Below are 9,147 nucleotides of genomic sequence, written 5' to 3'. Positions count from 1 at the left end.
GATGGGGCACGCGGGCGCGATCGTGTCGGGTTCCTCGGGCACGGCCGCGGCGAAGAAGGAGGCCCTGGAGGCCGCCGGAGTCAAGGTCGGCAAGACCCCGAGTGAGACGGCCAAGCTGGTGCGCGAGCTCTTCTAGGTCCTCGCGCGACCCGGTCCTTCCACTCACACGGCTCCGCCCCGCCGCCGCTTCGGCCGGTGGGGCGGAGCCGTGTCGTGTGTCCTCAGCCGCCCTCGATCTCCCCGCGGCGGTCCCGGCCGCCCCGGTCCAGCCGACGGCGGTGCTTCAGGTGCTGGCCGACGCCCGGGCCGACCACCAGCATGCAGAAGAAGCCGAGGAAGACCAGGAAGCCCGTGACGTTGCCCGAGACCAGCGTCGGCAGGCCCCACACGAAGAACAGGAACCCGCCCCAGGCGACCAGCCCGCCCACGTTCACCCCGTGTCCGGACCGGTCGGGCCGCCCGTCCCCGGCGGAGCGCCGGGCCGGGGACTCCCCGCGGGCCCCAGGGACCGCGGGCGCCGCCCCCGCGGCTTCGGGTCCGGTGATCGCCGCCGGCCGCAGGCGTGGCGGAAGGTCCTCGAAGAGCGGCACGAGTTCGGTGTTGGTGACCGCGTGCATCACCGCGTCGGACCGTGCCCCGTGCTCGTCGAAGTCCAGGCGCCCCTCCGACAGGGCCGTACGCAGGTGCGCGAGCGCCTCGTCGCGCTCGTCGTCGGAGAGTCGGTACGAGTGGTCGGGTCCGGGACCTGCCATGCGCCGTCCAATCGAGCAGGGATCTTCAGGATAGGACGTGCGCCATGGCGAGCCGGTTCCGGACGCCCGGACACGACACGCGCGGCCGGGATGCCACGGAGCATTCCGGTGCCTGGCAGCATAAGTCGGGTGAGTACGCCAGGATCTCCCCCCGACCGCGGCCGCGCCCCGGAGCGCACCCGCCCCACCAGTGACACCGCCCCCGGCGGGTCGCGGCCGATCTACGCGACCGGTGGGATCGCCGCGGCGACCGCGGCGGGCAGCGGACTGGCCCTGATCGTCACGCTGACGATCATCGGCTGGGTGGCCGCGCCCCACGACACCTTCGGCGAGGAGATCGTCGACCTCCTCCAGGGCGCCGTCCTGGCCTGGCTGGTCGGCCACCACGTGTCCTTCGCGATTCCGGACGGCCAGATCGGCCTCCTCCCGCTCGGACTGCTCCTGATCCCGGGGCTGCTGCTGTACCGGTCGGGCCGCTGGCTGGCCCGCGCCTGCGAGATCGCCCGGCTGCGGCACGTGTACCGGGCGGCCCTGGCCATCGCCGGCCCCTACGCGGCCATCGCGGGCACGCTGGCGCTGGTGGCCCGCACCGACGCCATCGAACCCAGCATGCCGCGCGCGCTCGTCATGGGTTTCGTGATCGCGTTCCTGGCCGGAGGGCTCGGCGCGCTGCGCCAGCTCATGCGCGACAAGGGGGTGCCCGTCCGCGACCTGCTGGCGCTGATGCCCGCCCGTTCGCGCTCGCTCCTGGTGGGCATGCTCGCCTCCACCTCCGGGCTCCTGCTGGGCGGCCTCCTGCTGTTCGTGGTCGCGCTCGCGGTGAGCCTGCCGGAGGCCGTCGAGACCACTCGCCTGCTGTCGCCGGGGGTCGTGGGCGGGGTGCTCCTGGTCGTCATCCAGCTGGCGTACCTGCCCAACGCCGTGGTCTTCGCCGTCTGCTACGCGCTCGGTCCGGGGTTCGCGGTGGGGGAGCTGACCGTGGTCGCCCCCACGGGGGTGTCGCTGGGGCAGCTGCCCCTGTTCCCGATGCTGGCGGCCCTGCCGGACAACGGGGCGGCCCCGGCGCTGTCCCTGGTGTCGCTCGCCCTGCCGTTCGTGGCGGGCGGGGTCGGCGGTGTGCTGACCCAGCGCAGTGCCCCGGACGTGGTCCGGGAGGCCGCGCCGCTGTGGGGGTTCGTGTGCGGTGTGACGACGGGGCTGCTGTGCGCGGCGCTGGCCGAGCTGGCCGGCGGGTCGCTCGGCGCGCAGCGCCTCACCGAGGTGGGCCCGTCGGCGTGGCAGGTGGGCCTCGTCGCGGCGCTGGAGGTAGGGGTGGCCGCCGCGATCGCGGCGTGGGTCGCCAACTGGTGGTACTCGCGCCGCCTGCGCCTGTCGGCTCCCGAGCCGGAGCGCCCGGCCGCGCCCGACCTCCCCCCGGACGTCCCGGTCGGCGAGGGGCTGGCGACGGTCACGCCGCTGCGGACGCGCGAGGACGAGGTCCCGGCCGAGCCGACGCTCGCCGAACGCCACGTGGAGGCGAGCAGTGCGCGCGAGCGGGCCCGCGCGGAGCGGGCCGCCGCTCGCGCGGCCCGCGCCGAGGCCCGCCGGGAAAGGCGGGCCGCCCGCAGGGAGGCCAGGCGGGAGGCCGGGCGCGGGGCCGGGCGTGCGGGCCCGCTCTGGTGGCGGCGGAGGAGGGACGCCGAGGAGGAGATGTACGGGATCACCTACGAGGCGGCTCCCGACGAGGTCGAGGCGCCCAAGAACTGAGGGCGGCAGCGCAGGTCGCGGGCTGATCGCTGTGGGCGAACAACCGGACGGGAAGAAAACTCGGCTCCTTTTTATTGAGTCTGTTTGACTCAACTAGGAGGATTCATGAGTGAGACTTCCGCCAGCGTGACCTTCCCGGTGCTGCCCCTCGACGACGACGTCGTCCTCCCGGGCATGGTCGTGCCGGTCGACATGTCCAACTCCGACGTCCGCGCGGCCGTGGAGGCCGCCCAGGCGGTCGCGAGCTCCGGTGACTCCGCCACGGGCCCCGAGGTCCTCATCGTGCCGCGTGTGGACGGCTCCTACGCGGCCGTGGGCACGGTCGGCGTGGTCGAGCAGGTGGGCCGCACCCCCGACGGCAAGCCCGCCGCCGTGCTGCGCGGCACCGCGCGCGCCCGCGTGGGCAGCGGCACCACCGGGCCCGGCGCCGCCCTGTGGGTCCTGGCCACCGTCCACCGCGAGGCCAAGGACCACCCGGGCCGTGTCCACGAGGCGGCCCGCGAGTACAAGGCGCTGCTCACCACCTACCTGCACAAGCGCGGCGCCTGGCAGGTGCTGGACGGCGTCCAGCAGGTCAGCGACCCGGGCCTGCTGGCCGACCGGGGCGGCTACTCCCCCTTCCTGACCGCCGAGCGCAAGCGCGAACTCCTGGAGACCTACGACGTCCTGGAGCGCCTGCGCCTGCTCGGTGAGTGGACCCGCGAGCACCTCGCCGAACTCGACGTCGCCGAGACCATCGACCGCGACGTCGAGGAGGGCGTCGAGAAGCAGCAGCGCCAGTTCCTGCTGCGGCGGCAGATGGAGGCCATCCGCAAGGAGCTCAACGAACTCGACGGCCGTTCCTCCAGCGAGGAGGACGACTACCGCGTGCGCGTGGAGGGGGCGGACCTGCCCGAGCACGTCCGCAGGGCCGCGCTGGCCGAGGTGGACAAGCTGGAGCGGGCCGGGGACTCCTCGCCCGAGTCCGGGTGGATCCGGACCTGGCTGGACACCGTCCTGGACATGCCCTGGAACGAGCGCACCGAGGACGCCTACGACATCGCCGGTGCCCGCGGTGTCCTGGACGCCGACCACACCGGGCTGGACGACGTCAAGGAGCGGATCACCGAGTACCTGGCGGTCCGCAAGCGGCGCGCCGACCAGGGCCTGGGCGTGATCGGCGGGCGCCGCAGCGGTGCGGTGCTCGCCCTGGTGGGCCCGCCCGGGGTCGGCAAGACCTCGCTGGGCGAGTCGGTGGCCCGCGCCATGGGCCGCAGGTTCACGCGCGTGGCGCTCGGCGGCGTCCGCGACGAGGCCGAGATCCGCGGCCACCGGCGCACCTACGTGGGCGCCCTTCCCGGCCGCATCGTCCGGGCGATCAAGGAGTCGGGCTCGATGAACCCGGTCGTCCTGCTCGACGAGATCGACAAGGTGGGCTCCGACTTCCGCGGCGACCCGACGGCGGCGCTGCTGGAGGTGCTCGACCCCGCCCAGAACCACACGTTCCGCGACCACTACCTGGAGGTCGACCTCGACCTGTCCGACGTGGTGTTCCTGGCCACGGCCAACGCCCTGGACACGATCCCCGGGCCGCTGCTGGACCGGATGGAACTGGTGGAGCTGGACGGCTACACCGAGGACGAGAAGGTCGCGATCGCCCGTGACCACCTCCTGCGCCGGCAGGTCGAGCGGGCAGGACTGGTCACGTCCGAGGGCGAGCCGGAGGTGGAGGTCACCGACGAGGCCCTGCGCACGCTCGCCGCGGAGTACACGCGCGAAGCCGGTGTGCGCGGCCTGGAGCGCACGATCGCCCGCGTCCTGCGCAAGATCGCCTCGGCGGCGGCGCTGGGCGAGGCCACGCCACCGGTGCGGGTGGACACCGGCGACCTGAGCGGCTACCTGGGCCGTCCCCGGCACACGCCCGAGACGGCGAGCCGCACGTCGGTGCCGGGGGTGGCGACCGGCCTGGCGGTGACCGGGGCCGGCGGCGACGTCCTGTTCGTCGAGGCGTCGCTGGCCGATCCGGAGTCGGGGGCGAGCGGGCTGACGATCACCGGCCAGCTCGGCGACGTCATGCGCGAGTCGGCGCAGATCGCGCTGTCCTACCTGCGGGCCCGGGGCGCCGAGCTGGAGCTGCCGGTCGGCGACCTGAAGGAGCGCGGTGTCCACCTGCACGTTCCGGCGGGCGCGGTGCCCAAGGACGGTCCGAGCGCGGGCATCACGATGACGACGGCCCTGGCGTCGCTGCTGTCGGGCCGGCCGGCCCGCGCCGACGTGGCGATGACGGGGGAGGTGTCCCTGACCGGCCGGGTCCTGCCGATCGGCGGCGTCAAGCAGAAGCTGCTGGCGGCGCACCGGGCCGGGGTGACCACGGTGCTCATCCCCGAGCGCAACGAGCCGGACCTGGACGACGTGCCCGAGGAGGTGCTGGGGCAGCTGACCGTGCACGCGGTGAGTGACGTGCGCCAGGTGCTGGACCTGGCGCTGGAGGCGCCGCGGCGCGTGGCCGGCGGGGTGACCACCGCGGCCTGAGCCGTACACGACCGCCCCCGGCGGCCCGAGGAGGGCCGCCGGGGGCGCAACCGTGTGAGCGGGCGGGGAAGCAGGCGTGCTGTGAGCTCCGCCCGGCCCGCACCCGGCTCGAACCGTGGTTCGCGTCCGCCGCCGCCCACCCGGACGAGGAGGTGCGCGCGACGGCGGCCACCGCACTGGCGGACCTGGCCGAGGGAGGGCGCCAGGCCGGGATCGTGGCAGCCGAGGTCGCCGCGCTGTACGAACGGGGCGTGCACGGGCTCCCTGAGCACACGTGCCCCCACAGCGGTGACGTGGACGTCCGGGACCCGGCCCTGAGACAGGGCGGAGCCGAGCACGATCTGTCCGGCCTTGTGGACCGCCTGGGGCACGGGCGTGCGCGAAGACGCACGGGCGCGGGCGATGCTCGGGGAGGTGCTGGCCCGCGCCGGGCGGTCCCGTTGAGCCCCTCGGCGGCTCCGGTTCGGGTCCGGCGGGCCCGAACCGGAGCGCTCAGCCCTTCACCGCCGCCTTCTTCGCCGGCTCGAAGATCGCGTTGACCAGGTCCGTGCACCACTTGAGGAGTTCGAGGTCGCGCAGCGGCTTGGCGCCCATGCCCCCGGCCTTGGGAACGGGGACCAGCAGCGTCTTCGCCGCCTCCTTGCGGATCGACTTGGGATACATCCGGCGCAGCCGCAGCTCCTGCGACTCGCGCAGCTCCACCGGGGCGAACCGGATCTGGCTGCCCTGCATGACCACGTCGGACAGCCCGGCCGACTTGGCCAGCACCCGGAAGCGCGCCACCGCCATGAGGTTGTCCACCGGCTGCGGGGGCGTGCCGTACCGGTCGTTGAGCTCCTCGTAGGCGGCCAGCACGTCCTCCTCGCTGGTCACGCTCGCGATCCGCTTGTAGGCCTGCAGGCGCAGGCGCTCCCCGGGGACGTAGTCGTGCGGGATGTGCGCGTTGATCGGCAGCTCGACCTTGGTCTCGACCTCCTCGGCGGCCTCCGGGTCGCCCTTGAGCTCGGCCACGGCCTCACCGACCATGCGCACGTACAGGTCGAAGCCCACGCCGGCGATCGTGCCGGACTGCTCGGCGCCCAGGATGTTGCCCGCGCCGCGGATCTCCAGGTCCTTCATCGCCACGTACATGCCCGCGCCCATCTCGGTGTGCTGGGCGACGGTGGCCAGCCGCTCGTAGGCGGTCTCGGTGAGCGGCTTCTCCGGCGGGTAGAGGAAGTACGCGTAGGCGCGGTCGCGCCCCCGGCCCACCCGGCCGCGCAGCTGGTGCAGCTGGGAGAGGCCGTAGGTGTCGGCGCGGTCGATGATGAGGGTGTTGGCGTTGGGCACGTCCAGGCCGGACTCGACGATGGTCGTGGAGACCAGGACGTCGAAGTTCTTCTCCCAGAAGTCGACCATGACCCGTTCGAGCTGCTGCTCGTTCATCTGGCCGTGCGCGTAGGCGACCCGGGCCTCGGGGACCAGGCGCTTGATGGTGGCGGCCACCTTGTCGATCGAGGCCACCCTGTTGTGCACGAAGAACACCTGGCCCTCGCGCATCAGCTCGCGCCGGATCGCCGCGGTGATCTGCTTGTCCTCGTAGGGCCCCACGAACGTGAGCACCGGGTGGCGCTCCTCGGGCGGGGTGAGGATCGTGGTCATCTCGCGGATGCCGGTCAGGCCCATCTCCAGCGTGCGGGGGATGGGCGTGGCGGACATGGCGAGTACGTCGACCTGGGTGCGCAGGCGCTTGAGCGCCTCCTTGTGCTCCACACCGAAGCGCTGCTCCTCGTCGATGATGATGAGGCCGAGGTCCTTGAAGCGGGTCTCGGCCGACAGCAGCCGGTGCGTGCCGATGACGACGTCGATCTCGCCGTCGCGCAGCCCCTCGCGGGTGGCCTCCACCTCGACGTCGCTCTGGAACCGCGACATCGGCCGGACCGTGACGGGGAAGGACGCGTACCGCTCGGTGAAGGTGGACAGGTGCTGCTGCACCAGGAGCGTGGTGGGGACCAGGAGCGCGACCTGCTTGCCGTCCTGCACCGCCTTGAAGGCGGCGCGCACGGCCACCTCGGTCTTGCCGTAGCCGACGTCGCCGCAGATCAGCCGGTCCATCGGGACCGAGCGCGCCATGTCCCTCTTGACCTCGTCGATCGCCGCGAGCTGGTCGGGCGTCTCGACGTAGGGGAAGGCGTCCTCCAGCTCGCGCTGCCACGGGGTGTCGGGTCCGAACGCGTGGCCGGGCGAGGCCTGGCGCGCGGAGTAGAGCCGGATGAGGTCCCCGGCGATCTCCCGGACGACCTTGCGGGCGCGGCTCTTGGCCTTGCTCCACTCGGCGCCGCCCATCTTGGACAGGGTCGGCGCCTCGCCGCCCACGTACCGGGTGACCTCGCCGAGCTGCTCGGTGGGCACGAACAGCCGGTCGCCGGGCTGGCCGCGCTTGGAGGGCGCGTACTCGATGAGCAGGTACTCGCGCGTGGCGCCCTGGACCTGGCGGCTGACCATCTCCAGGTAGCGGCCCACGCCGTGCTGCTCGTGGACGACGTAGTCGCCGGGCTTGAGCTGGAGGGGGTCGACGGTGCCCCGGCGCCGGCTGGGCATCCGGCGCATGTCGCGGGTGGAGGACTTCTGCCCCACCAGGTCCGTCTCGGTGAGCACGACCGTGTGGACCGAGCGCAGCAGGAAGCCGTGGTCGACCAGGCCGGTGGTGACCGTGGCGACGGCGGGCGCGGGCGGCTCGTCGAGGTCGGTGGCCACGGAGGCACCCAGGCCCGCGTCGCGGAGCATGGCCACGAGGCGTTCGGCGGGGCCGTGCCCCTGGGTGACCAGCACGACGCTCCAGTTGTCGTGCAGCCAGCCCTTGACGTCGGCCAGGGCGCGCTCGGTGTCCCCGCGGTAGGTCTCGGCGGGCACGGCGCCCACCATGACGGCGTCCTCCTCCTCGCCGGGCCCGCGCGCGCCCTCGTCGCCGGGGCTGAAGGGGGTCAGTCCCCACCAGGGCAGGCCGAGTCCGGCGGCCGTGGAGCGCAGTTCGGAGATCGACATGTAGGCGGACTCGCCCAGGTCGATGGGGGCCTCGCCCCCGGAGGCGGCGTTGATCCAGGAGGCGTCGAGGAACTCGGCGCTGGTCGCCTCCAGTTCGACGGCGCGGGTGCGGATCCGCTCGGGGTCGCAGCCCACGACGAGCGCGTTCCCGGGCAGGTAGGTGAAGAAGGGCTCCATGCGGTCGGCGAGCACCGGCGCGAAGGCCTCCATGCCCTCGACCGAGACGCCGTCGGCGATCTTGTGCAGCACCTCGGCCAGGGACGGGTGCTCCTCGGCCAGCGCGCGGGCCCGCTCGCGTACGGCGTCGGTGAGCAGGAGTTCGCGGCAGGGCGGCGCGAACAGGCCGGAGGCGGCGCTGGTGCGCGGGCCCTCTCCGCCGTCGTCGGGGGAGATGGAGCGCTGGTCGGCGACCTGGAAGTAGCGCATGTCCTCGACGGTGTCGCCCCAGAACTCCAGGCGGAGCGGGTGCTCCTCCGTGGGCGGGAACACGTCCAGGATGCCGCCGCGCACGGCCATGTCGCCGCGCTTCTCGACCAGGTCCACCCGCGCGTAGCCGGTGTTGGCCAGGGCGGAGACCACGTCCTCCAAGGCGATGTCGTCGCCCGGGCGGATGCGCACGGGTTCCAGGTCGCCGAGCCCGCCCACGAGCGGTTGCAGGACGCTGCGCACGGGGGCGACGACGACCCGCAGCGGTGTGGTGAGGGGGTCGGAGGGGTCGGGGTGGGCCAACCGGCGCAGGACCGCGAGCCGCTGGCCGACGGTGTCCGAACGGGGGGAGAGCCGCTCGTGCGGCAGGGTCTCCCACGCGGGGAAGAGCGCGACCGAGTCCTCGGGCAGGAGTGAGCCCAGGGCGTCGGTGAGGTCGGCGGCCTCCCGCTCGGTGGCGGTGATCGCCAGGACCGGGCGGTCGGCTCCCACCGGGGCGTCGGCGGCCAGCGCCCCCACCATGAAGGGGCGCAGCGCCGCGGGGGCGACCAGGTCGAGATGGGGATCGCGGCCGCCGCGGGCGGTCTCGATCGCGCTGTGCAGTGCCGGGTCCTTGGCGACGTCGGCGAGAAGTCCAATGAGGCTCATGAGCACCAGAAAGTGGGAGTGGTCCGATTCAGGCGGATGA

At 73.6% G+C, this 9,147-nt stretch carries 4 protein-coding genes and 1 pseudogene; 3 read left to right on the top strand and 2 right to left on the bottom strand.

Going from position 1 to position 9,147, the window contains the following annotated elements; genetic code table 11:
* Window positions 1–136: pseudogene (locus ADL05_RS30380) on the top strand (succinate--CoA ligase subunit alpha); the annotation flags it as partial.
* An 85-nt stretch (window positions 137–221) separates the two neighbouring features.
* Here ADL05_RS30380 and ADL05_RS07780 read toward each other — a convergent pair.
* A complete protein-coding gene (locus tag ADL05_RS07780; protein ID WP_053616176.1) occupies window positions 222–752 on the bottom strand; it encodes a DUF1707 domain-containing protein in 531 nt (176 codons plus the stop codon).
* A gap of 129 nt (window positions 753–881) precedes the next feature.
* Between ADL05_RS07780 and ADL05_RS07775 the strand changes: the two genes are divergently transcribed.
* Window positions 882–2,498 (top strand): DUF6350 family protein, encoded by a 1,617-nt coding sequence (locus ADL05_RS07775; protein ID WP_053616175.1) that lies wholly within the window; start codon window positions 882–884, stop codon window positions 2,496–2,498.
* 105 nt (window positions 2,499–2,603) lie between these two features.
* Complete coding sequence (gene lon, locus ADL05_RS07770; RefSeq protein ID WP_053616174.1) at window positions 2,604–5,009, top strand: endopeptidase La; 2,406 nt, start codon at window positions 2,604–2,606, stop codon at window positions 5,007–5,009.
* 492 nt (window positions 5,010–5,501) lie between these two features.
* On the opposite strand, the gene mfd is transcribed toward lon, so the two are convergent.
* A complete protein-coding gene (gene mfd / locus ADL05_RS07765) occupies window positions 5,502–9,107 on the bottom strand; it encodes a transcription-repair coupling factor (RefSeq protein ID WP_053616173.1) in 3,606 nt (1,201 codons plus the stop codon).
* Between the last annotated feature and the right edge of the window lie 40 nt (window positions 9,108–9,147).

The sequence above is a fragment of the Nocardiopsis sp. NRRL B-16309 genome (assembly GCF_001279585.1).
Taxonomy (GTDB): domain Bacteria; phylum Actinomycetota; class Actinomycetes; order Streptosporangiales; family Streptosporangiaceae; genus Nocardiopsis.
This window is presented reverse-complemented; position numbering and strand designations above follow the sequence as displayed.